Raw genomic sequence first — 22,200 nt, 5'->3', positions numbered from 1 at the left:
TGGCAGAATTTTGATACTTGCGGAGGAGATATGCTCGATAAGCTCGACGCCGCCTTACGTTTTCAACAAGAGGCGCTCAATCTGCGCGCCCAGCGTCAGGAAGTGCTGGCAGCAAACATCGCCAATGCCGATACCCCTGGTTATCAGGCACGCGATATCGATTTTGCCAGTGAACTTAAAAAGGTCATGCAGCGTGGACGGGATGAAACCAGCATGGTTGCGCTGACGATGACCTCAACGCAACACATTCCGGCGCAGGCGCTGACGCCTCCTACCGCAGAACTGCAATACCGTATTCCGGACCAGCCTTCGCTGGACGGTAATACCGTCGATATGGATCGCGAACGCACTCAGTTTGCCGATAACAGCCTGCAATACCAGATGAGCCTTAGCGCGTTGAGCGGGCAAATCAAAGGCATGATGAACGTTTTACAGAGCGGAAATTAACGGATGGCATTGCTGAACATTTTTGATATCGCCGGGTCGGCGTTAACTGCCCAGTCCCAGCGCCTGAACGTGGCGGCCAGTAATCTGGCGAATGCTGATAGCGTGACTGGTCCCGATGGACAGCCATATCGGGCAAAACAGGTGGTATTCCAGGTGAACGCTGCGCCAGGCGCTGCGACAGGCGGCGTAAAGGTTGCCGATGTTATAGAAAGTCAGGCTCCGGACAAACTGGTTTATGAACCGGGTAATCCGCTGGCGGATGCAAAGGGCTACGTGAAAATGCCAAACGTTGATGTTGTCGGCGAGATGGTTAACACCATGTCAGCATCACGCAGCTATCAGGCCAATGTTGAAGTGCTCAACACGGTGAAAAGCATGATGCTGAAAACCCTTACGCTTGGTCAATAAAGGAGAAATCTATGTCCATTGCGGTAACCACCACCGATCCGACAAATACCGGCGTTAGCACCACCAGCAGTAGCTCGCTCACGGGTAGCAACGCCGCAGATTTACAAAGCAGTTTTCTTACTTTGCTGGTGGCGCAGCTGAAAAACCAGGACCCGACCAATCCAATGGAAAACAACGAGCTGACGTCGCAATTGGCGCAAATCAGCACGGTCAGCGGGATAGAAAAACTCAATACTACACTCGGATCTATTTCCGGACAGATTGATAACAGCCAGTCGTTACAGGCCAGTAACCTGATCGGTCACGGCGTGATGATCCCCGGCACCACTGTTCTTGCGGGAACCGGCAGTGAAGAAGGGGCTGTGACCACGACCACACCGTTTGGTGTTGAGTTGCAGCAGGCGGCAGACAAAGTTACGGCCACCATCACCGATAAAAACGGCGCGGTTGTCCGTACCATTGATATCGGTGAACTGACTGCCGGAGTCCACAGTTTCACCTGGGACGGTACGTTGACTGACGGCAGCACTGCGCCGAACGGTTCTTACAATGTAGCGATTAGCGCCAGTAACGGTGGTACACAACTGGTTGCCCAGCCGCTGCAGTTTGCTCTGGTGCAGGGGGTGATCCGCGGCAACAACGGTAATACGCTGGATCTCGGCACTTACGGCACCACCACCCTCGACGAAGTACGGCAGATAATTTAAAGCCCTCAAATTTCAGGAGTCAGTCATGGCCTTTTCTCAAGCGGTTAGCGGATTAAACGCTGCCGCCACCAACCTCGATGTTATTGGCAACAATATCGCCAACTCCGCCACCTACGGCTTTAAATCAGGCACGGCCTCTTTTGCCGATATGTTTGCCGGTTCGAAAGTGGGACTGGGGGTAAAAGTTGCCGGTATCACTCAGGACTTTACCGATGGCACGACCACCAACACCGGGCGAGGTCTGGACGTTGCTATCAGCCAGAATGGTTTTTTCCGTCTGGTAGACAGCAATGGTTCGGTTTTTTACAGCCGTAATGGACAATTTAAGCTCGATGAAAATCGTAACCTGGTGAATATGCAAGGATTACAGCTGACGGGGTATCCGGCAACCGGTACGCCGCCGACTATTCAGCAAGGGGCGAATCCGACCAATATTTCGATCCCGAATACCCTGATGGCAGCGAAAACTACCACCACGGCGTCGATGCAGATCAACCTGAATTCCAGTGATCCGCTTCCCTCTGTTAAAGGATTCGATGCCAGCAATGCGGATAGCTATAACAAAAAAGGTTCGGTGACTGTTTTCGATAGTCAGGGTAATGCTCATGATATGAGCGTTTATTTTGTGAAGACCGGGGATAATAACTGGGATGTTTACACCCTGGATAGCAGTGATCCAAAAGGCACAGCTAACCCTGCAACGACGCTGGTGTTTAATGCCAATGGCGTTCTGACCTCAGATCCAACAAAGGATATTACCACCGGCGCAATTAACGGCGCAGATCCCGCCACGTTTAGCCTGAGCTTCCTCAACTCCATGCAGCAAAATACCGGTGCTAACAACATTGTGGCAACCACCCAGAACGGCTACAAACCGGGCGATCTGGTGAGTTATCAAATCAATGATGACGGTACGGTTGTCGGCAACTATTCCAACGAACAAACCCAACTGCTGGGGCAGATTGTACTGGCGAACTTTGCTAACAACGAAGGTCTGGCATCTGAAGGTGACAATGTCTGGTCTGCGACGCAATCTTCTGGCGTGGCGCTGTTGGGGACTGCCGGGACGGGCAACTTTGGTACGCTGACCAACGGAGCGCTGGAAGCGTCCAATGTCGATCTCAGCAAAGAACTGGTCAATATGATCGTTGCCCAGCGTAACTATCAGTCTAACGCCCAGACCATCAAAACTCAGGACCAGATCCTCAACACGCTGGTTAACTTACGCTAATCGCTGACGGGATAGCTCAATGGATCACGCAATTTATACCGCGATGGGGGCAGCCAGCCAGACGCTGAATCAACAGGCGGTGACCGCCAGTAATCTGGCCAATGCCTCTACGCCCGGTTTTCGCGCACAGTTAAACGCCTTGCGTGCAGTTCCGGTGGAAGGGCTTTCACTACCCACGCGCACGCTGGTTACGGCGTCAACACCGGGGGCTGACATGACGCCCGGTAAGATGGATTACACCTCGCGCCCGCTGGACGTCGCGTTGCAGCAGGACGGCTGGCTGGCCGTGCAGACCGCTGACGGCAGCGAAGGATATACGCGTAATGGCAGCATTCAGGTTGATCCCACCGGGCAACTGACAATTCAGGGGCATCCGGTGATCGGCGAGGCGGGGCCAATTGCTGTGCCGGAAGGGGCGGAAATCACGATTGCTGCCGATGGCACAATCTCGGCGCTGAATCCTGGCGATCCGGCAAATACTGTCGCGCCAGTGGGGCGTCTGAAGCTGGTGAAAGCCACGGGCAGCGAAGTGCAACGCGGTGACGACGGCATTTTTCGTTTAAGCGCGGAAAGCCAGGCCACACGTGGGCCGGTACTGCAGGCAGATCCAACCTTACGTGTGATGTCGGGGGTTCTGGAAGGCAGTAACGTCAATGCCGTTGCGGCAATGAGCGACATGATTGCCAGCGCGCGGCGTTTTGAAATGCAGATGAAGGTGATCAGCAGCGTCGATGATAACGCAGGCCGTGCCAACCAACTGCTGTCGATGAGTTAATTGAACGGATACATGACAAATGTAAGTTGCCCAGTGTGCAAACTTATCGGTCTACGGGGTACATCGCAATTTATTGATTTTTCTATCCCTTGTAGGCCGGATAAGGCGTTTACGCCGCATCCGGCATGAAGACATATGCATTTTGTCAATAATCCACCACAGGACATTTTATGATCAGTTCATTATGGATCGCCAAAACGGGCCTTGACGCCCAGCAAACCAATATGGACGTCATTGCCAACAACCTGGCAAACGTCAGTACCAACGGTTTTAAGCGCCAGCGGGCCGTTTTTGAAGATCTGCTTTATCAAACCATCCGCCAGCCGGGGGCACAGTCTTCCGAACAAACCACCTTGCCATCCGGGTTGCAAATCGGCACGGGGGTACGTCCGGTCGCCACTGAACGCTTACACAGCCAGGGCAACCTGTCGCAGACCAACAACAGTAAAGACGTCGCGATTAAAGGGCAGGGCTTTTTCCAGGTGATGTTGCCAGATGGCTCATCAGCCTATACCCGTGACGGCTCTTTCCAGGTGGATCAGAACGGGCAACTGGTGACGGCTGGTGGTTTTCAGGTGCAGCCAGCGATCACCATTCCGGCGAATGCGTTAAGTATCACCATCGGTCGTGATGGCGTGGTCAGCGTAACCCAACAAGGCCAGGCAGCTCCGGTTCAGGTTGGGCAGCTCAATCTCACCACCTTTATGAATGATACCGGACTGGAGAGCATTGGCGAAAACCTCTACACCGAAACGCAATCCTCCGGTGCACCGAACGAAAGCACGCCGGGCCTGAACGGCGCGGGACTGCTGTATCAAGGGTATGTTGAAACGTCTAACGTCAACGTGGCGGAAGAACTGGTCAATATGATTCAGGTGCAACGCGCCTACGAAATCAACAGTAAAGCGGTATCCACCACCGATCAGATGCTGCAAAAACTGACGCAACTCTAAGGCATAACCGGTGGCAGATTCACCGGTTTACTGATTTTTGAAGATGATAGCCATGCAAAAAAACGCTGCGCATACTTATGCCATTTCCAGCTTGTTGGTGCTTTCACTAACCGGCTGCGCCTGGATACCCTCCACGCCGCTGGTACAGGGGGCGACCAGTGCACAACCGGTTCCCGGTCCGACGCCCGTCGCCAACGGTTCTATTTTCCAGTCTGCTCAGCCGATTAACTATGGCTATCAACCGCTGTTTGAAGATCGTCGACCACGCAATATTGGCGATACGCTGACCATCGTATTGCAGGAGAACGTCAGCGCCAGCAAAAGCTCCTCTGCGAATGCCAGCCGTGACGGTAAAACTAATTTTGGCTTTGATACTGTGCCGCGCTATTTGCAGGGGCTGTTTGGTAACGCTCGTGCCGATGTCGAAGCCTCCGGTGGTAACACGTTCAACGGAAAAGGCGGGGCCAATGCCAGCAATACCTTTAGCGGCACGTTGACGGTGACGGTTGACCAGGTACTGGTCAACGGTAACCTGCATGTGGTGGGTGAAAAACAGATCGCCATTAATCAGGGTACCGAATTTATTCGTTTCTCTGGTGTAGTTAATCCTCGCACCATCAGCGGCAGTAATACCGTACCGTCTACTCAGGTGGCGGATGCGCGCATTGAATACGTAGGCAATGGCTACATTAACGAAGCGCAAAATATGGGCTGGTTGCAGCGTTTCTTCCTTAACCTGTCGCCAATGTAAGTGAGGCTGTGGTGATTAAATTTCTCTCTGCATTAATTCTTCTACTGGTTATCACGGCAGCTCAGGCTGAGCGTATTCGCGATCTCACCAGTGTTCAGGGGGTAAGGCAAAACTCACTGATTGGCTATGGCCTGGTGGTGGGGCTGGATGGCACCGGTGACCAGACAACTCAGACGCCGTTTACCACACAAACGCTTAATAACATGCTCTCACAGCTGGGAATTACCGTTCCGACGGGCACTAATATGCAGCTAAAAAACGTCGCTGCGGTAATGGTGACGGCGTCACTTCCACCGTTTGGACGTCAGGGGCAAACCATTGACGTGGTGGTTTCTTCCATGGGAAATGCCAAAAGTCTGCGTGGCGGTACGTTATTGATGACACCGCTTAAGGGCGTTGACAGTCAGGTGTATGCGCTGGCACAGGGCAATATTCTGGTTGGCGGCGCAGGGGCCTCCGCTGGCGGTAGCAGTGTTCAGGTGAACCAACTGAACGGTGGACGGATCACCAATGGTGCGGTTATTGAACGTGAATTGCCCAGCCAGTTTGGCGTCGGGAATACCCTTAATTTGCAACTTAACGACGAAGATTTCAGTATGGCGCAGCAAATCGCTGACACCATCAACCGCGTGCGTGGATATGGCAGCGCCACCGCGTTAGATGCGCGGACTATTCAGGTGCGCGTACCGAGTGGCAACAGTTCCCAGGTCCGTTTCCTTGCCGATATCCAGAATATGCAGGTTAATGTCTCCCCGCAGGACGCTAAAGTAGTGATTAACTCGCGCACTGGTTCGGTGGTGATGAATCGCGAAGTGACCCTCGACAGCTGCGCGGTAGCGCAGGGGAATCTCTCGGTTACGGTAAATCGGCAGGCCAATGTCAGCCAGCCAGATACACCGTTTGGTGGCGGGCAGACTGTGGTTACTCCACAAACGCAGATCGACTTACGCCAGAGCGGCGGTTCGCTGCAAAGCGTACGCTCCAGTGCCAGCCTCAATAACGTGGTGCGCGCGCTCAATGCGCTGGGTGCTACGCCGATGGATCTGATGTCTATTTTGCAATCAATGCAAAGTGCGGGATGTCTGCGGGCAAAACTGGAAATCATCTGATGATCAGCGACAGCAAACTACTGGCAAGTGCGGCCTGGGATGCACAATCGCTCAACGAACTTAAGGCGAAAGCGGGCGAAGATCCGGCGGCAAATCTCCGTCCGGTGGCCCGCCAGGTGGAAGGGATGTTCGTGCAGATGATGTTGAAAAGCATGCGCGACGCTTTACCAAAAGATGGCCTGTTCAGCAGCGAGCACACTCGCCTGTATACCAGTATGTATGACCAGCAGATTGCCCAACAGATGACGGCGGGCAAAGGTCTGGGGCTGGCAGAGATGATGGTTAAACAGATGACGCCAGAACAACCATTGCCAGAGGAGTCCACGCCAGCAGCACCGATGAAATTCCCGCTCGAAACCGTGGTGCGTTATCAAAATCAGACGCTTTCGCAGCTGGTGCAAAAGGCCGTACCACGTAACTACGATGATTCGCTGCCGGGTGACAGTAAAGCATTCCTCGCGCAACTCTCGTTGCCCGCCCAACTGGCAAGCCAGCAAAGCGGTGTGCCACATCATTTGATCCTCGCTCAGGCGGCGCTGGAATCTGGCTGGGGACAACGGCAAATCCGCCGTGAAAACGGCGAGCCGAGCTATAACCTGTTTGGCGTCAAAGCCTCTGGCAACTGGAAAGGGCCAGTCACTGAAATCACCACGACTGAATATGAAAATGGCGAAGCGAAGAAAGTAAAAGCGAAGTTTCGGGTCTACAGCTCGTATCTGGAAGCATTGTCGGATTACGTTGGGCTATTAACACGTAACCCGCGCTACGCTGCCGTGACGACCGCCGCGAGTGCGGAGCAGGGGGCGCAGGCCCTACAGGACGCGGGCTATGCTACCGATCCTCACTATGCCCGAAAACTCACCAACATGATTCAGCAGATGAAATCGATAAGCGACAAGGTGAGCAAAACCTACAGCATGAACATTGATAATCTGTTCTGAATAACTCAAGTCCGGCGGGTCGCTGCCGATAATACTCTGTAATTGAAGGCTTATAAGGAACCTCCATGTCCAGCTTGATCAATAACGCCATGAGCGGACTGAACGCGGCTCAGGCGGCGTTAAATACGGCAAGTAATAATATTTCCAGCTATAACGTTGCCGGATATACCCGCCAAACCACTATTATGGCGCAGGCCAACAGCACGTTGGGCGCGGGTGGCTGGGTTGGCAATGGTGTCTACGTTTCCGGTGTGCAGCGTGAGTATGATGCGTTTATTACCAACCAGTTACGTGCGGCTCAGACGCAAAGTAGCGGCCTGACTGCCCGCTATGAGCAGATGTCGAAAATCGACAATATGCTCTCCACCAGTACCTCTTCGCTGGCAACACAGATGCAGGATTTCTTCACCAGCCTGCAAACGCTGGTAAGTAACGCGGAAGACCCGGCAGCACGCCAGGCGCTGATTGGGAAATCAGAAGGGTTGGTGAATCAGTTTAAAACCACCGATCAATATCTGCGCGACCAGGACAAACAGGTCAATATCGCGATAGGTGCCAGCGTTGATCAGATCAACAATTACGCTAAACAAATCGCCAGCCTGAACGATCAGATCTCCCGCCTGACAGGCGTGGGGGCAGGGGCGTCACCTAACAATCTGCTGGATCAACGCGATCAACTGGTGAGCGAATTAAACCAGATTGTTGGCGTAGAAGTCAGCGTTCAGGATGGTGGCACTTATAACATCACGATGGCCAATGGCTACTCACTGGTTCAGGGAAGTACGGCGCGGCAACTTGCGGCAGTTCCTTCCAGCGCCGACCCTTCTCGTACGACTGTCGCTTATGTTGATGGGACGGCAGGCAATATTGAGATCCCGGAGAAATTACTGAATACCGGGTCGCTGGGCGGCATTCTGACATTCCGTTCTCAGGATCTGGACCAGACGCGTAATACGCTCGGACAACTGGCGCTGGCATTTGCCGAGGCTTTCAACACCCAACACAAAGCCGGATTTGATGCTAACGGCGATGCCGGTGAAGATTTCTTTGCTATCGGTAAGCCCGCGGTTCTGCAAAACACGAAAAACAAAGGTGACGTTGCGATCGGTGCCACGGTAACTGATGCCTCCGCGGTACTGGCGACAGATTACAAAATCTCGTTCGATAATAATCAGTGGCAGGTCACCCGCCTTGCCAGCAATACCACTTTTACGGTGACGCCGGATGCCAACGGTAAAGTGGCATTTGATGGTCTGGAGTTGACGTTTACAGGAACGCCTGCCGTTAACGACAGCTTCACGCTGAAACCGGTAAGTGACGCCATCGTCAACATGGATGTATTAATCACTGACGAAGCGAAAATCGCCATGGCGAGCGAAGAAGATGCGGGTGATAGCGACAACCGCAACGGTCAGGCCCTGCTGGATCTGCAAAGCAACAGTAAAACGGTGGGCGGTGCGAAATCCTTTAACGATGCTTATGCATCGTTAGTGAGTGATATCGGTAATAAAACCGCGACGTTGAAAACCAGTAGCGCCACGCAAGGTAATGTGGTGACGCAGCTTTCCAATCAGCAGCAGTCGATTTCCGGTGTCAATCTCGATGAGGAGTACGGAAATTTGCAACGTTTTCAGCAGTATTACCTGGCGAATGCGCAGGTTCTGCAGACGGCAAACGCGATTTTTGATGCGCTGATTAACATTCGCTAAGGGGAGATAAAATGCGTTTCAGTACCCAGATGATGTACCAGCAAAACATGCGTGGCATCACCAATTCTCAGGCAGAATGGATGAAGTACGGCGAACAGATGTCGACGGGTAAGCGAGTCGTTAACCCTTCAGATGATCCCATTGCTGCATCACAAGCTGTTGTTCTCTCCCAGGCACAGGCGCAAAACAGCCAGTACACGCTGGCGCGTACTTTCGCCACTCAAAAAGTGTCACTGGAAGAGAGTGTGCTTAGCCAGGTCACCACTGCTATCCAGAATGCTCAGGAAAAAATTGTCTACGCCAGCAATGGCACCTTGAGTGACGATGACCGGGCCTCACTGGCTACGGATATTCAGGGGCTTCGTGATCAGTTACTGAATCTGGCGAACACCACTGACGGTAACGGGCGCTACATTTTTGCCGGTTATAAAACAGAAACTGCACCGTTTAGCGAGGCTGACGGTGATTATGTTGGTGGATCAGAAAGTATTAAACAACAAGTCGATGCTTCGCGTTCGATGGTGATAGGACACACCGGCGACAAAATTTTCGACAGTATTACCAGCAACGCGGTAGCGGAACCAGACGGTAGCGCTTCTGAAACCAATCTTTTTGCCATGCTGGATAGCGCCATCGCAGCCCTGAAAACGCCGGTCGCGGATAGCGAAGCGGATAAAGAAACCGCCGCTGCGGCACTGGATAAAACCAACCGCGGACTGAAAAATTCGCTGAATAATGTGCTGACCGTTCGCGCGGAATTAGGCACGCAGTTGAACGAGCTGGAATCGCTGGATTCATTAGGTAGCGATCGCGCTTTAGGGCAAACGCAGCAGATGAGCGATCTGGTTGATGTGGACTGGAATGCAACTATTTCATCTTACATCATGCAGCAAACGGCATTGCAGGCATCGTATAAAGCATTTACCGATATGCAGGGATTGTCGCTCTTCCAGCTCAACAAATAAGCTCGCTTTAAAACATATCATGAAACTGGGTATGTTTTGTCTGCCCGCTCTGGGATCGCCGGGGCGGGCATTTTTTTGCCTATTTTGTATTGTTGGTTAGCAAGGATGCCATTTAATATGTTGATTCAAAGATGAAATAAAAAAGCCCTGGCAGTTACCAGGGCTTGATTACTTGAGCTAATTATTACTCAACAGGTTGCGGACGCGCAGGAGCGGCAGATGCATGATGCGTTGCCGTATGACCACCTGCGGCACCTTTACCTTCGAAGGCAAAAGTAGGGCGCTGCCAGTCACTGTGACGCGGTGCCTCCGGAACATATTCCGGTGCCGGAGCGCGCGTCATTGGCGCGGTAGCGTGGTTATGCTCAACGGTGACCTCAGGTTCAACCGCAGCTACCGTTTCAACTTCTGCTGCGACTTCAGCGACGACTGGCGCGGCAGGTTGAGCAACAACTTCAGGCTCAGCAACCACAACCTCAGCAGTTTCGGCAACTTCTTCAATATCAGCCGTCTCTTCCTGCGGTTCAACCACCGGTTCTGCGTGTTCTACAACTTCCTGGGCTATGGCAACATCAGACTCGGTAATCACCTGTGGCTGTTCAGTTACCGCGGCGGCAATCACCTCAGGATGCGTCGTTTCAACCACTTCCGGTTGCGGTTCGGCAACCTGAACGGGGGCTTCTACGACTTCAGCCACTTCTTCAACAACCGGCGCGCTAACAACAGGTTCGACAGCGGCGGCGACAGGGACCTCAGTCACCATCGGTTGCACTTGTACTTCTTCCTGTTCGCGCTGCTCTTCAACCTGTACATCTTGCGGACGTACAATCGGATAGCGGATCCAGACTTTGCCAGAGGCCAGTTCCGGAGACGCGCACGCTACGGTTAACGGCATTGGCGACTGGGTCGGGTAACGCTCGTCACGATAGCGACGACGACGCTGACCACTTACGCGCAGGTGACGAGGCGAGCGGCGAGAGCGACGCGGCATGCCACCGTTATCACGGTTATCAGCATTGTTCTCTTCCTGCTGTTCCGGCGCAGTTTGCGCTACGACTGGCAGCGGGACTTTCGCCAGTTCTGTACGCGGAGCAGGCACTTCCTGAACGATGGTTTCGGCAGCGGCAGTTTCTTCAACCACTGGTGCGGCTACCGTTTCTTCGGCTACGCTTTGCTCGTAACGCACTTTCTGATTCAGCTGGCGCTGTTTACGACGCGGCTGAACCGGACGTACACGTTCTTCCTGTTCGGTTTCCTGAACAGATTGCTCTTCAACATTCAGCGCTTTCGCTTCTTGTTGCGCCTGACGTTTATCATCATTACGGCGGCGGCTACGTTCACGACGCGGCGCTTGCTGCTCGTCGGTGGTACGCGCTTTTTCCGTTACCTCAGCCTGCTGACGGCTCTCACGCGTCTCGGCAGTCTGCTGCTGTGCCTGGCGACGATTACGGCGGTTTTCTTCGCGATTATCGCTGCCTTCATTACGTTCGCTACGTGTGTCGCGGCGTTCATTTCGGTCACGACGGTTGTTCTGACGTGGCTTACGGCGGTCCTGTTGACGTTCCGGTTTCGTTTCAGTTTTCGGTGCCGGTTGCTCGGTCGGTTTGGTTTCTTCACCACCGCTGAACAGCGCTTTCAGTGCGCCGAAGAAGCGGCTTAACAGCCCTGGTTGTGCAGGAGCTGCTGGTGTTGTTGATGCAGCTTTAGGTGCTGGGGCTGCGACAGGCGCGGCAGGTTCAGCTGGCGTTGGCGCTGGCGGCACATCCGGCATGGCAAACGTTGCCAGCGCAGGTTGTTCCGGACGCTTACGTTCAGCGAACTCTTCTTCAGACGGCAGCGCCATCGCTTCTTCATGCAGCTTCGGCAGCATGTAGCTTAAGGTTGGGGTTTCTTCCCCTTTGCGTACGCGCAGCACATGGTAGTGCGGGGTTTCCATCTGATCGTTTGGCACAATCACACAGCGCACGCCGTCCTGACGAGTTTCAATGGCATTTACCGCAGAGCGTTTTTCGTTCAGCAGGTAAGAAGCGATTGGTACAGGAACAATGGCATGCACTTCCTGAGTGTTCTCTTTCAGCGCTTCTTCTTCAATCAGACGCAGAATAGAGAGCGACAGGGATTCGTTGTCACGCACGGTGCCGGTACCGGAGCAGCGCGGGCAGACGTGATGGCTGGATTCACCCAGCGATGGACTCAGCCGCTGACGGGACATTTCCAGCAGACCAAAGCGAGAAATATGGCTGATTTGAATACGTGCACGGTCCTGACGCACCGCTTCACGCAGACGGTTTTCTACCGCACGCTGGTGGCGGACTGGCGTCATGTCAATGAAGTCGATAACAATCAGGCCGCCGAGGTCACGCAGGCGCAGCTGACGAGCAATCTCATCGGCAGCTTCGAGGTTGGTGTTAAACGCGGTTTCTTCGATATCGCCGCCGCGGGTTGCGCGTGCGGAGTTGATATCGATGGCAGTTAACGCTTCAGTGCTGTCGATAACAATAGAACCACCAGACGGCAGACGGACTTCACGCTGGAAGGCGGACTCGATCTGCGACTCGATCTGGTAGTGGCTGAACAGCGGAATTTCACCAGTGTACAGCTTGATTTTGCTGCTGAAATCCGGGCGACCTAATGCAGCGATATGCTGACGCGCCAGTTCGAGCACTTTCGGGTTATCGATAAGGATTTCGCCGATGTCCTGACGTAAGTAATCGCGGAATGCGCGAACGATGACGTTGCTCTCCTGATGGATCAGGAACGGGGCAGGGCGGCTTTCAGCGGCTTTTTTAATAGCTTCCCAGTGTTTCAGGCGGAAGCTTAAATCCCATTGCAGCGCCTCTGCAGATTTGCCGACGCCAGCGGTGCGCACGATAAGCCCCATGCCTTCCGGCAGTTCAAGGCTTGCCAGTGCTTCTTTTAATTCGGTACGGTCGTCGCCTTCAATACGGCGAGAAATACCACCCGCGCGCGGGTTGTTCGGCATCAGAACCAGATAGCTACCTGCCAGGCTGATAAAGGTGGTTAATGCCGCGCCTTTATTGCCGCGCTCTTCTTTATCGATCTGAACAATGACTTCCTGACCTTCACGCAACACATCTTTAATGTTGGGACGACCATGAGCACTGTAGTTAGCAGGGAAATATTCGCGGGCAATTTCTTTTAGTGGGAGGAAACCGTGACGTTCAGCGCCGTAATCAACAAAAGCAGCTTCCAGACTCGGTTCAATGCGGGTGATTTTACCTTTGTAGATGTTTGCCTTTTTCTGTTCGTGCCCTGGACTTTCGATATCCAGGTCATACAGACGCTGCCCATCTACAAGGGCAACGCGCAACTCTTCCTGCTGAGTTGCGTTGATTAACATTCTTTTCATCGTAACTTACTCATTATTCTTACATTGACGACTAAGCTGCGGGCAAAGTAACGCCTTTCCGGGTGTGAACCGATGGCCTCGTGTCTAGTCGCGTCGCCAACCTCACGGTTATCGTCAGCTCAAAGAGGCGCAGAGTGTCGGTTGCCCGTTTTTCATGCGGAAAAACAGCGCAATTATCAAAGAAACAGACTGGGTATTACTCTCCAGAAATATTTCCATCTACCGGTAAGGACTGCAACCCGCAGCCCGCTAACTGCCTGAAAGATCAATACGTCTTACGCCATTGCTGCGTGGATGATCGGTCGGGCAAAATGGGTTATTCCGTAAAATTTCTTGTTTTAACAAGGATGGACACGGAAACGTTCTCATTATTCCACTGCAAGCCTCGTTATAGCAAGATGACTTTTACCATTTATCACCCGCTTACTCACAGTTTTTTCACTTCTTAATGGTGATTGGTTTAATAACCATCAATAAAGTGATGACGTAGTGAAGTAATAAGGTGCAAAACTAAATATAAGCATAGAAAAATGAGTGGCGCGAATCCTGTTGGCTAATTAGAATCGCCCACCATGAAAACAGAGACTCCATCCGTAAAAATTGTTGCTATCACCGCGGACGAAGCGGGGCAACGTATCGACAACTTTTTGCGTACCCAATTGAAAGGCGTACCTAAAAGTATGATTTACCGTATTTTGCGTAAAGGCGAAGTGCGGGTGAACAAAAAACGTATTAAGCCTGAATATAAACTCGAAGCAGGTGATGAGGTGCGTATTCCACCGGTTCGCGTTGCTGAACGTGAAGAGGAGGCGGTTTCGCCACATCTGCAAAAGGTGGCGGCGCTGGCGGACGTCATCTTATATGAAGATGAGCATATCCTGGTACTCAATAAACCTTCCGGTACGGCGGTACATGGCGGCAGTGGTTTAAGCTTCGGCGTTATCGAAGGTTTACGGGCGCTGCGCCCGGAAGCGCGGTTCCTTGAACTGGTACATCGTCTCGACCGGGACACTTCCGGTGTGTTGCTGGTAGCGAAAAAACGCTCGGCGTTGCGTTCTCTGCATGAGCAATTACGTGAAAAAGGGATGCAAAAAGATTACCTGGCGCTGGTGCGCGGTCAGTGGCAGTCGCATGTGAAGAGCGTACAAGCGCCGTTGCTGAAAAATATTCTGCAAAGTGGCGAACGTATCGTGCGTGTGAGTCAGGAAGGTAAACCGTCGGAAACACGCTTTAAAGTGGAAGAACGCTATGCATTTGCCACCCTGGTGCGTTGTAGCCCGGTAACTGGGCGTACTCATCAGATCCGTGTGCATACACAGTATGCGGGTCATCCGATTGCCTTTGACGATCGCTACGGTGACCGTGAATTTGATAGACAGCTCACTGAAGCAGGCACGGGATTAAATCGTCTGTTCCTGCACGCCGCAGCGTTGAAGTTTACCCATCCGGGAACCGGTGAGGTGATGCGTATCGAAGCACCGATGGATGAGGGGTTGAAGCGTTGTTTGCAGAAACTGCGTAACGCGCGCTAATACAAGCATATAAACCTGATAATGGGCGGTTGGCCTGATAAGGCGTTTACGCCGCATCAGGCCGCCAGCACCGATTGCCGGATGCGACGTAACCGCATCCGGCGCAAAAAACTATCCCATTAGCGGGTTTTTCCCTTCCCGACGTAACATCTGACACAGCGCGATTAGCGGTAAACCAACCAGCGTGTTAGGGTCACGCCCCTCTAAACGCTCAAACAGCGTAATGCCAAATCCTTCACTCTTAAAGCTACCCGCGCAGTGCAGGGGATGCTCCTTACGCACGTAATTATCAATCTCCGCCTCGCTCAGGTGACGGAAATGGACGTCAAAAGGCTCCACTTCTGTTTGCAGATGCCCATTCGCCGAATTAAACAACGCCAGTCCAGTATAGAAGGTGACGATATTGCCGCTGGCTTTTCGTAATTGCAGACGGGCATTTTCTTCCGTTAACGGTTTACCGGTGATTTCGCCATCAAGAACACATACCTGGTCTGAACCAATAATTAAATGATCCGGATAACGTGACGCCAGAGATTGCGCTTTTTCTTGTGCCAGTCGAAGCACCAACTGTCGCGGTGATTCGTCGCTGCGTGGGGTTTCGTCGACCTCGGGTGCTGCACATTCAAAAGAGATTTGCAGTTTTTCCAGAAGAGCGCGACGCCAGGGCGAGGTGGAGGCTAAAATAAGTTTAGGCATATTTTTTTCCATCAGATATAGCGTATTGATGATAGCCATTTTAAACTATGCGCTTCGTTTTGCAGGTTGATGTTCGTTATCAGCACTGAACGAAAATAAAGCAGTAACCCGCAATGTGTGCGAATTATTGGCAAAAGGCAACCACAGGCTGCCTTTTTCTTTGACTCTATGACGTTACAAAGTTAATATGCGCGCCCTATGCAAAAGGTAAAATTACCCCTGACTCTCGATCCGGTTCGTACGGCTCAAAAACGCCTTGATTACCAGGGTATCTATACCCCTGATCAGGTTGAGCGCGTCGCCGAATCCGTAGTCAGTGTGGACAGTGATGTGGAATGCTCCATGTCGTTCGCTATCGATAACCAACGTCTCGCAGTGTTAAACGGCGATGCGAAGGTGACGGTAACGCTCGAGTGTCAGCGTTGCGGGAAGCCGTTTACTCATCAGGTCTACACAACGTATTGTTTTAGTCCTGTGCGTTCAGACGAACAGGCTGAAGCACTGCCGGAAGCGTATGAACCGATTGAGGTTAACGAATTCGGTGAAATCGATCTGCTTGCAATGGTTGAAGATGAAATCATCCTCGCCTTGCCGGTAGTTCCGGTGCATGATTCTGAACACTGTGAAGTGTCCGAAGCGGACATGGTCTTTGGTGAACTGCCTGAAGAAGCGCAAAAGCCAAACCCATTTGCCGTATTAGCCAGCTTAAAGCGTAAGTAATTGGTGCTCCCCGTTGGATCGGGGATAAACCGTAATTGAGGAGTAAGGTCCATGGCCGTACAACAGAATAAACCAACCCGTTCCAAACGTGGCATGCGTCGTTCCCATGACGCGCTGACCGCAGTCACCAGCCTGTCTGTAGACAAAACTTCTGGTGAAAAACACCTGCGTCACCACATCACTGCCGACGGTTACTACCGCGGCCGCAAGGTCATCGCTAAGTAATCACGCGTCTGCGTGATGAAGCTTAGTGAGGATTTTCCCCAGGCAACTGGGGAAAGACCAAACCGGGCGGCGACGATACCTTGACACGTCTAACCCTGGCGTTAGATGTCATGGGAGGGGATTTTGGCCCTTCCGTGACAGTGCCTGCAGCATTGCAGGCACTGAATTCTAATTCGCAACTCACTCTTCTTTTAGTCGGCAATCCCGACGCCATCACGCCATTACTTGCTAAAGCTGACTTTGAACAACGTTCGCGTCTGCAGATTATTCCTGCGCAGTCAGTTATCGCCAGTGATGCCCGGCCTTCGCAAGCTATCCGCGCCAGTCGTGGTAGTTCAATGCGCGTGGCCCTTGAGCTGGTGAAAGAAGGTCGAGCGCAAGCCTGTGTCAGTGCTGGTAATACCGGGGCGCTGATGGGGCTGGCAAAATTATTACTCAAGCCCCTGGAGGGGATTGAGCGTCCGGCCCTGGTGACGGTATTACCGCATCAGCAAAAGGGCAAAACGGTGGTTCTCGATTTAGGGGCCAACGTCGATTGTGACAGCACAATGTTGGTGCAATTTGCCATTATGGGCTCAGTCCTGGCTGAAGAGGTGGTGGAAATTCCCAATCCTCGCGTGGCGTTGCTCAATATTGGTGAAGAAGAAGTAAAGGGTCTCGACAGTATTCGGGATGCCTCAGCGGTGCTTAAAACAATCCCTTCTATCAATTATATCGGCTATCTTGAAGCCAATGAGTTGTTAACTGGCAAGACAGATGTGCTGGTTTGTGACGGCTTTACAGGAAATGTCACATTAAAGACGATGGAAGGTGTTGTCAGGATGTTCCTTTCTCTGCTGAAATCTCAGGGTGAAGGGAAAAAACGGTCGTGGTGGCTACTGTTATTAAAGCGTTGGCTACAAAAGAGCCTGACGAGGCGATTCAGTCACCTCAACCCCGACCAGTATAACGGCGCCTGTCTGTTAGGATTGCGCGGCACGGTGATAAAAAGTCATGGTGCGGCCAATCAGCGAGCTTTTGCGGTCGCGATTGAACAGGCAGTGCAGGCGGTGCAGCGACAAGTTCCTCAGCGAATTGCCGCTCGCCTGGAATCTGTATACCCAGCTGGTTTTGAGCTGCTGGACGGTGGCAAAAGCGGAACTCTGCGGTAGCAGGACGCTGCCAGCGAACTCGCAGTTTGCAAGTGACGGTATATAACCGAAAAGTGACTGAGCGTACATGTATACGAAGATTATTGGTACTGGCAGCTATCTGCCCGAACAAGTGCGGACAAACGCCGATTTGGAAAAAATGGTGGATACCTCTGACGAGTGGATTGTCACTCGTACCGGCATCCGCGAACGCCACATTGCCGCGCCAAACGAAACCGTTTCAACCATGGGCTTTGAAGCGGCGACACGCGCAATTGAGATGGCGGGCATTGAGAAAGACCAGATTGGCCTGATCGTTGTGGCAACGACTTCTGCTACGCACGCTTTCCCGAGCGCAGCTTGTCAGATTCAAAGCATGCTGGGCATTAAAGGTTGCCCGGCATTTGACGTTGCAGCAGCCTGCGCAGGTTTCACCTATGCATTAAGCGTAGCCGATCAATACGTGAAATCTGGGGCGGTGAAGTATGCTCTGGTCGTCGGTTCCGATGTACTGGCGCGCACCTGCGATCCAACAGATCGCGGGACTATTATTATTTTTGGCGATGGCGCGGGCGCTGCGGTGTTGGCTGCCTCTGAAGAGCCGGGAATCATCTCTACCCATCTGCACGCCGATGGTAGCTATGGTGAATTGCTGACGCTGCCTAATGCTGACCGTGTGAATCCAGAGAATTCAATTCATCTGACGATGGCGGGCAACGAAGTCTTCAAGGTTGCGGTAACGGAACTGGCGCACATCGTTGATGAGACGCTGGCGGCGAATAATCTTGACCGTTCTCAACTGGACTGGCTGGTGCCGCATCAGGCTAACCTGCGTATTATCAGTGCAACGGCGAAAAAACTCGGCATGTCGATGGACAATGTCGTGGTGACGCTGGATCGCCACGGTAATACCTCTGCGGCCTCTGTCCCGTGCGCGCTGGATGAAGCTGTACGTGATGGGCGTATTAAGCCGGGGCAGTTGGTTCTGCTTGAAGCCTTTGGCGGTGGATTCACCTGGGGTTCCGCGCTGGTTCGTTTCTAGGATAAGGATTAAAAGATGACGCAATTTGCATTTGTGTTCCCTGGACAGGGTTCTCAAACCGTTGGAATGCTGGCTGATATGGCGGCGAGCTATCCCATTGTCGAAGAAACGTTTGCTGAAGCTTCTGCGGCGCTGGGTTATGACCTGTGGGCGCTGACTCAGCAGGGGCCAGCCGAAGAACTTAATAAAACCTGGCAAACTCAGCCAGCGCTGTTGACTGCATCAGTTGCGCTGTACCGCGTATGGCAGCAGCAGGGCGGTAAAGCACCAGCGATGATGGCCGGTCACAGCCTCGGGGAATACTCTGCGCTGGTTTGCGCTGGTGTGATTGATTTCGCTGATGCGGTGCGTCTGGTTGAGATGCGCGGCAAGTTCATGCAAGAAGCCGTACCGGAAGGAACGGGCGCTATGGCGGCAATCATCGGTCTGGATGATGCGTCTATTGCGAAAGCGTGTGAAGAAGCTGCAGAAGGTCAGGTGGTTTCTCCGGTAAACTTCAACTCTCCAGGCCAGGTGGTAATTGCGGGACATAAAGAAGCCGTTGAGCGTGCTGGAGCTGCCTGTAAAGCTGCAGGCGCAAAACGCGCGCTGCCGTTGCCAGTGAGCGTACCGTCTCACTGTGCGCTGATGAAACCGGCAGCCGACAAACTGGCAGTAGAATTAGCGAAAATCACCTTTAACGCACCAACAGTTCCTGTTGTGAATAACGTTGATGTGAAATGCGAAACCAATGGTGATGCCATCCGTGACGCACTGGTACGTCAGTTGTATAACCCGGTTCAGTGGACGAAGTCTGTTGAATACATGGCAGCGCAAGGCGTAGAACATCTCTATGAAGTCGGCCCGGGCAAAGTGCTTACTGGCCTGACGAAACGCATTGTCGACACCCTGACCGCCTCGGCGCTGAACGAACCTTCAGCGATGGCAGCGGCGCTCGAGCTTTAAAAGAGGAAAATCATGAATTTTGAAGGAAAAATCGCACTGGTAACCGGTGCAAGCCGCGGAATTGGCCGCGCAATTGCTGAAACGCTCGCAGCCCGTGGCGCGAAAGTTATCGGCACTGCGACCAGTGAAAATGGCGCTCAGGCGATCAGTGATTATTTAGGTGCCAACGGCAAAGGTCTGATGTTGAATGTGACCGATCCAGCATCTATCGAATCTGTTCTGGAAAAAATTCGCGCAGAATTTGGTGAAGTGGATATCCTGGTCAATAATGCCGGTATCACTCGTGATAACCTGTTAATGCGAATGAAAGATGAAGAGTGGAACGATATTATCGAAACCAACCTTTCATCTGTTTTCCGTCTGTCAAAAGCGGTAATGCGCGCTATGATGAAAAAGCGTCATGGTCGCATTATCACTATCGGTTCTGTGGTTGGTACCATGGGAAATGGCGGTCAGGCCAACTACGCTGCGGCGAAAGCGGGCTTGATCGGCTTCAGTAAATCACTGGCGCGCGAAGTTGCGTCACGCGGTATTACTGTAAACGTTGTTGCTCCGGGCTTTATTGAAACGGACATGACACGTGCGCTGAGCGATGACCAGCGTGCGGGTATCCTGGCGCAGGTTCCTGCGGGTCGCCTCGGCGGTGCACAGGAAATCGCCAACGCGGTTGCATTCCTGGCATCCGACGAAGCAGCTTACATCACGGGTGAAACTTTGCATGTGAACGGCGGGATGTACATGGTCTGACCGCGATTTGCACAAAATGCTCATGTTGCGCGCAGTCTGCGTGGTTATGAGTAATAATTAGTGCAAAATGATTTGCGTTATTGGGGGGTAAGGCCTCAAAATAACGTAAAATCGTGGTAAGACCTGCCGGGATTTAGTTGCAAATTTTTCAACATTTTATACACTACGAAAACCATCGCGAAAGCGAGTTTTGATAGGAAATTTAAGAGTATGAGCACTATCGAAGAACGCGTTAAGAAAATTATCGGCGAACAGCTGGGCGTTAAGCAGGAAGAAGTTACCAACAATGCTTCTTTCGTTGAAGACCTGGGCGCGGATTCTCTTGACACCGTTGAGCTGGTAATGGCTCTGGAAGAAGAGTTTGATACTGAGATTCCGGACGAAGAAGCTGAGAAAATCACCACCGTTCAGGCTGCCATTGATTACATCAACGGCCACCAGGCGTAAGTGAACATCTCCAGGCGGTCGTTCGACCGCCTGAGTTTTATCTTTTTGTCCCACTAGAATCATTTTTTCCCTCCCTGGAGGACAAACGTGTCTAAGCGTCGTGTAGTTGTGACCGGACTGGGCATGTTGTCTCCTGTCGGCAATACCGTAGAGTCTACCTGGAAAGCTCTGCTTGCCGGTCAGAGTGGCATCAGCCTAATCGACCATTTCGATACTAGCGCCTATGCAACGAAATTTGCTGGCTTAGTAAAGGATTTTAACTGTGAGGACATTATCTCGCGCAAAGAACAGCGCAAGATGGATGCCTTCATTCAATATGGAATTGTCGCTGGCGTTCAGGCCATGCAGGATTCTGGCCTTGAAATAACGGAAGAGAACGCAACCCGTATTGGTGCCGCAATTGGCTCCGGGATTGGCGGCCTCGGACTGATTGAAGAAAACCACACATCTCTGATGAATGGTGGCCCACGTAAGATCAGCCCATTCTTCGTTCCGTCAACGATTGTGAACATGGTGGCAGGTCATCTGACTATCATGTATGGCCTGCGTGGCCCAAGCATCTCTATCGCGACCGCCTGTACTTCTGGCGTGCACAACATCGGTCATGCTGCGCGTATTATCGCGTATGGCGATGCTGACGTGATGGTTGCAGGTGGCGCAGAGAAAGCCAGTACGCCGCTGGGCGTTGGTGGTTTTGGCGCGGCACGTGCATTATCTACCCGCAATGATAACCCGCAAGCGGCGAGCCGCCCGTGGGATAAAGAGCGCGATGGTTTCGTACTGGGCGATGGTGCCGGTATGCTGGTACTGGAAGAGTACGAACACGCGAAAAAACGCGGGGCGAAAATTTACGCTGAACTCGTTGGCTTTGGTATGAGCAGCGATGCTTACCATATGACGTCACCGCCAGAAAACGGCGCAGGCGCAGCTCTGGCAATGGCAAATGCTCTGCGTGATGCAGGCATTGAAGCGAGTCAGATTGGCTACGTTAACGCGCACGGTACTTCTACACCGGCTGGCGATAAAGCTGAAGCGCAGGCTGTTAAAAGCATCTTCGGTGAAGCTGCCAGCCGTGTGTTGGTGAGCTCCACGAAATCTATGACCGGTCACCTGTTAGGTGCGGCGGGTGCAGTAGAGTCTATCTACTCCATCCTGGCACTGCGCGATCAGGCTGTTCCGCCAACCATCAACCTGGATAATCCGGATGAAGGTTGCGATCTGGATTTCGTACCGCACGAAGCGCGTCAGGTTAGCGGAATGGAATACACGCTGTGTAACTCCTTCGGCTTCGGTGGTACTAATGGTTCTTTGATCTTTAAAAAGATCTAAGTTGTCATTTCCCACCCTTAT

The 22,200-nt window shown here is 52.5% G+C and carries 22 protein-coding genes; 20 read left to right on the top strand and 2 right to left on the bottom strand.

What is annotated here, in order from left to right:
* The first annotated feature begins 30 nt into the window (after nt 1-30).
* The 11 genes from flgB (at nt 31) to flgL (ending at nt 9,996) form a co-directional block, all read left to right on the top strand.
* Entirely contained in the window at nt 31-447 is a 417-nt protein-coding gene (gene flgB / locus AACU19_RS07715; protein ID WP_000884705.1) for a flagellar basal body rod protein FlgB, read from the top strand.
* A gap of 3 nt (nt 448-450) precedes the next feature.
* Nucleotides 451-855: a flagellar basal body rod protein FlgC gene (flgC, locus tag AACU19_RS07710; protein WP_001196460.1), complete on the top strand. Its 405-nt coding sequence runs from the start codon at nt 451-453 to the stop codon at nt 853-855.
* A gap of 11 nt (nt 856-866) precedes the next feature.
* A complete protein-coding gene (flgD, locus tag AACU19_RS07705) occupies nt 867-1,562 on the top strand; it encodes a flagellar hook assembly protein FlgD (RefSeq protein WP_000020484.1) in 696 nt (231 codons plus the stop codon).
* A gap of 25 nt (nt 1,563-1,587) precedes the next feature.
* Nucleotides 1,588-2,793 carry a flagellar hook protein FlgE gene (gene flgE / locus AACU19_RS07700; protein WP_032183932.1) on the top strand — a complete coding sequence of 402 codons (1,206 nt, stop codon included), beginning with the start codon at nt 1,588-1,590 and terminating at the stop codon, nt 2,791-2,793.
* Between the two features lie 19 nt (nt 2,794-2,812).
* Nucleotides 2,813-3,568 carry a flagellar basal-body rod protein FlgF gene (flgF, locus tag AACU19_RS07695; RefSeq protein WP_000349311.1) on the top strand — a complete coding sequence of 252 codons (756 nt, stop codon included), beginning with the start codon at nt 2,813-2,815 and terminating at the stop codon, nt 3,566-3,568.
* A gap of 170 nt (nt 3,569-3,738) precedes the next feature.
* Nucleotides 3,739-4,521 (top strand): flagellar basal-body rod protein FlgG, encoded by a 783-nt coding sequence (gene flgG, locus AACU19_RS07690; RefSeq protein WP_000625837.1) that lies wholly within the window; start codon nt 3,739-3,741, stop codon nt 4,519-4,521.
* A 52-nt stretch (nt 4,522-4,573) separates the two neighbouring features.
* Nucleotides 4,574-5,272, top strand: coding sequence for a flagellar basal body L-ring protein FlgH (gene flgH / locus AACU19_RS07685; protein WP_001295442.1), 699 nt, complete (start codon nt 4,574-4,576; stop codon nt 5,270-5,272).
* An 11-nt stretch (nt 5,273-5,283) separates the two neighbouring features.
* Entirely contained in the window at nt 5,284-6,381 is a 1,098-nt protein-coding gene (flgI, locus tag AACU19_RS07680; RefSeq protein WP_105277117.1) for a flagellar basal body P-ring protein FlgI, read from the top strand.
* Nucleotides 6,381-7,322, top strand: a complete 942-nt coding sequence (flgJ, locus tag AACU19_RS07675) for a flagellar assembly peptidoglycan hydrolase FlgJ (RefSeq protein ID WP_105278049.1) — start codon at nt 6,381-6,383, stop codon at nt 7,320-7,322. The genes flgI and flgJ overlap by 1 nt, the downstream gene beginning before the upstream one ends.
* A 65-nt stretch (nt 7,323-7,387) precedes the next feature.
* On the top strand, nt 7,388-9,031 hold the full coding sequence (gene flgK, locus AACU19_RS07670) for a flagellar hook-associated protein FlgK (protein WP_000096479.1): 1,644 nt from the start codon (nt 7,388-7,390) through the stop codon (nt 9,029-9,031).
* An 11-nt stretch (nt 9,032-9,042) separates the two neighbouring features.
* A complete protein-coding gene (gene flgL, locus AACU19_RS07665; protein WP_105278048.1) occupies nt 9,043-9,996 on the top strand; it encodes a flagellar hook-associated protein FlgL in 954 nt (317 codons plus the stop codon).
* Nucleotides 9,997-10,180: 184 nt separating this feature from the next.
* On the opposite strand, the gene rne is transcribed toward flgL, so the two are convergent.
* The gene (gene rne, locus AACU19_RS07660; RefSeq protein ID WP_105278047.1) at nt 10,181-13,366 is read right to left on the bottom strand and encodes a ribonuclease E; all 3,186 of its coding nucleotides are present in this window, start codon (nt 13,364-13,366) and stop codon (nt 10,181-10,183) included.
* 572 nt (nt 13,367-13,938) lie between these two features.
* Here rne and rluC point away from each other — a divergent pair.
* Complete coding sequence (rluC, locus tag AACU19_RS07655; RefSeq protein WP_000846356.1) at nt 13,939-14,898, top strand: 23S rRNA pseudouridine(955/2504/2580) synthase RluC; 960 nt, start codon at nt 13,939-13,941, stop codon at nt 14,896-14,898.
* A 111-nt stretch (nt 14,899-15,009) separates the two neighbouring features.
* Here the strand turns inward: rluC and yceF are convergent, their stop codons facing one another.
* Nucleotides 15,010-15,594, bottom strand: coding sequence for a 7-methyl-GTP pyrophosphatase (gene yceF, locus AACU19_RS07650; protein WP_001125202.1), 585 nt, complete (start codon nt 15,592-15,594; stop codon nt 15,010-15,012).
* 198 nt (nt 15,595-15,792) lie between these two features.
* Here yceF and yceD point away from each other — a divergent pair, with 198 nt between their 5' ends.
* The 8 genes from yceD to fabF all read left to right on the top strand — a co-directional run bounded on the left by yceD (nt 15,793) and on the right by fabF (nt 22,179).
* On the top strand, nt 15,793-16,314 hold the full coding sequence (gene yceD / locus AACU19_RS07645; protein ID WP_001174481.1) for a 23S rRNA accumulation protein YceD: 522 nt from the start codon (nt 15,793-15,795) through the stop codon (nt 16,312-16,314).
* Between the two features lie 51 nt (nt 16,315-16,365).
* Nucleotides 16,366-16,539, top strand: coding sequence for a 50S ribosomal protein L32 (rpmF, locus tag AACU19_RS07640; protein WP_000290727.1), 174 nt, complete (start codon nt 16,366-16,368; stop codon nt 16,537-16,539).
* An 80-nt stretch (nt 16,540-16,619) separates the two neighbouring features.
* The gene (plsX, locus tag AACU19_RS07635) at nt 16,620-17,690 is read left to right on the top strand and encodes a phosphate acyltransferase PlsX (RefSeq protein WP_000197578.1); all 1,071 of its coding nucleotides are present in this window, start codon (nt 16,620-16,622) and stop codon (nt 17,688-17,690) included.
* Between the two features lie 67 nt (nt 17,691-17,757).
* Entirely contained in the window at nt 17,758-18,711 is a 954-nt protein-coding gene (gene fabH, locus AACU19_RS07630) for a beta-ketoacyl-ACP synthase III (RefSeq protein WP_000288132.1), read from the top strand.
* Nucleotides 18,712-18,726: 15 nt separating this feature from the next.
* On the top strand, nt 18,727-19,656 hold the full coding sequence (fabD, locus tag AACU19_RS07625) for an ACP S-malonyltransferase (protein ID WP_000191372.1): 930 nt from the start codon (nt 18,727-18,729) through the stop codon (nt 19,654-19,656).
* A gap of 12 nt (nt 19,657-19,668) precedes the next feature.
* On the top strand, nt 19,669-20,403 hold the full coding sequence (gene fabG, locus AACU19_RS07620) for a 3-oxoacyl-ACP reductase FabG (protein ID WP_001008535.1): 735 nt from the start codon (nt 19,669-19,671) through the stop codon (nt 20,401-20,403).
* A 210-nt stretch (nt 20,404-20,613) separates the two neighbouring features.
* Nucleotides 20,614-20,850 (top strand): acyl carrier protein, encoded by a 237-nt coding sequence (gene acpP / locus AACU19_RS07615; protein WP_000103754.1) that lies wholly within the window; start codon nt 20,614-20,616, stop codon nt 20,848-20,850.
* 87 nt (nt 20,851-20,937) lie between these two features.
* On the top strand, nt 20,938-22,179 hold the full coding sequence (gene fabF, locus AACU19_RS07610) for a beta-ketoacyl-ACP synthase II (RefSeq protein WP_000044678.1): 1,242 nt from the start codon (nt 20,938-20,940) through the stop codon (nt 22,177-22,179).
* The last annotated feature ends 21 nt before the right edge of the window (nt 22,180-22,200 follow it).

It is taken from the genome of Escherichia sp. MOD1-EC4550, assembly GCF_963876935.1.
In the GTDB taxonomy this organism is placed as follows: domain Bacteria; phylum Pseudomonadota; class Gammaproteobacteria; order Enterobacterales; family Enterobacteriaceae; genus Escherichia; species Escherichia coli_F.
This window is presented reverse-complemented; position numbering and strand designations above follow the sequence as displayed.

Excerpts from the sequence above, each read along its gene's own strand:
- flgB (WP_000884705.1), top strand. The coding sequence starts at position 31 with ATGCTCGATAAGCTCGACGCCGCCTTACGTTTTCAACAAGAGGCGCTC.
- flgC (WP_001196460.1), top strand. The coding sequence starts at position 451 with ATGGCATTGCTGAACATTTTTGATATCGCCGGGTCGGCGTTAACTGCC.
- flgD (WP_000020484.1), top strand. The coding sequence starts at position 867 with ATGTCCATTGCGGTAACCACCACCGATCCGACAAATACCGGCGTTAGC.
- flgE (WP_032183932.1), top strand. The coding sequence starts at position 1,588 with ATGGCCTTTTCTCAAGCGGTTAGCGGATTAAACGCTGCCGCCACCAAC.
- flgF (WP_000349311.1), top strand. The coding sequence starts at position 2,813 with ATGGATCACGCAATTTATACCGCGATGGGGGCAGCCAGCCAGACGCTG.
- flgG (WP_000625837.1), top strand. The coding sequence starts at position 3,739 with ATGATCAGTTCATTATGGATCGCCAAAACGGGCCTTGACGCCCAGCAA.
- flgH (WP_001295442.1), top strand. The coding sequence starts at position 4,574 with ATGCAAAAAAACGCTGCGCATACTTATGCCATTTCCAGCTTGTTGGTG.
- flgJ (WP_105278049.1), top strand. The coding sequence starts at position 6,381 with ATGATCAGCGACAGCAAACTACTGGCAAGTGCGGCCTGGGATGCACAA.
- flgK (WP_000096479.1), top strand. The coding sequence starts at position 7,388 with ATGTCCAGCTTGATCAATAACGCCATGAGCGGACTGAACGCGGCTCAG.
- flgL (WP_105278048.1), top strand. The coding sequence starts at position 9,043 with ATGCGTTTCAGTACCCAGATGATGTACCAGCAAAACATGCGTGGCATC.
- rne (WP_105278047.1), bottom strand. The coding sequence starts at position 13,366 with ATGAAAAGAATGTTAATCAACGCAACTCAGCAGGAAGAGTTGCGCGTT.
- rluC (WP_000846356.1), top strand. The coding sequence starts at position 13,939 with ATGAAAACAGAGACTCCATCCGTAAAAATTGTTGCTATCACCGCGGAC.
- yceF (WP_001125202.1), bottom strand. The coding sequence starts at position 15,594 with ATGCCTAAACTTATTTTAGCCTCCACCTCGCCCTGGCGTCGCGCTCTT.
- yceD (WP_001174481.1), top strand. The coding sequence starts at position 15,793 with ATGCAAAAGGTAAAATTACCCCTGACTCTCGATCCGGTTCGTACGGCT.
- rpmF (WP_000290727.1), top strand. The coding sequence starts at position 16,366 with ATGGCCGTACAACAGAATAAACCAACCCGTTCCAAACGTGGCATGCGT.
- fabH (WP_000288132.1), top strand. The coding sequence starts at position 17,758 with ATGTATACGAAGATTATTGGTACTGGCAGCTATCTGCCCGAACAAGTG.
- fabD (WP_000191372.1), top strand. The coding sequence starts at position 18,727 with ATGACGCAATTTGCATTTGTGTTCCCTGGACAGGGTTCTCAAACCGTT.
- fabG (WP_001008535.1), top strand. The coding sequence starts at position 19,669 with ATGAATTTTGAAGGAAAAATCGCACTGGTAACCGGTGCAAGCCGCGGA.
- acpP (WP_000103754.1), top strand. The coding sequence starts at position 20,614 with ATGAGCACTATCGAAGAACGCGTTAAGAAAATTATCGGCGAACAGCTG.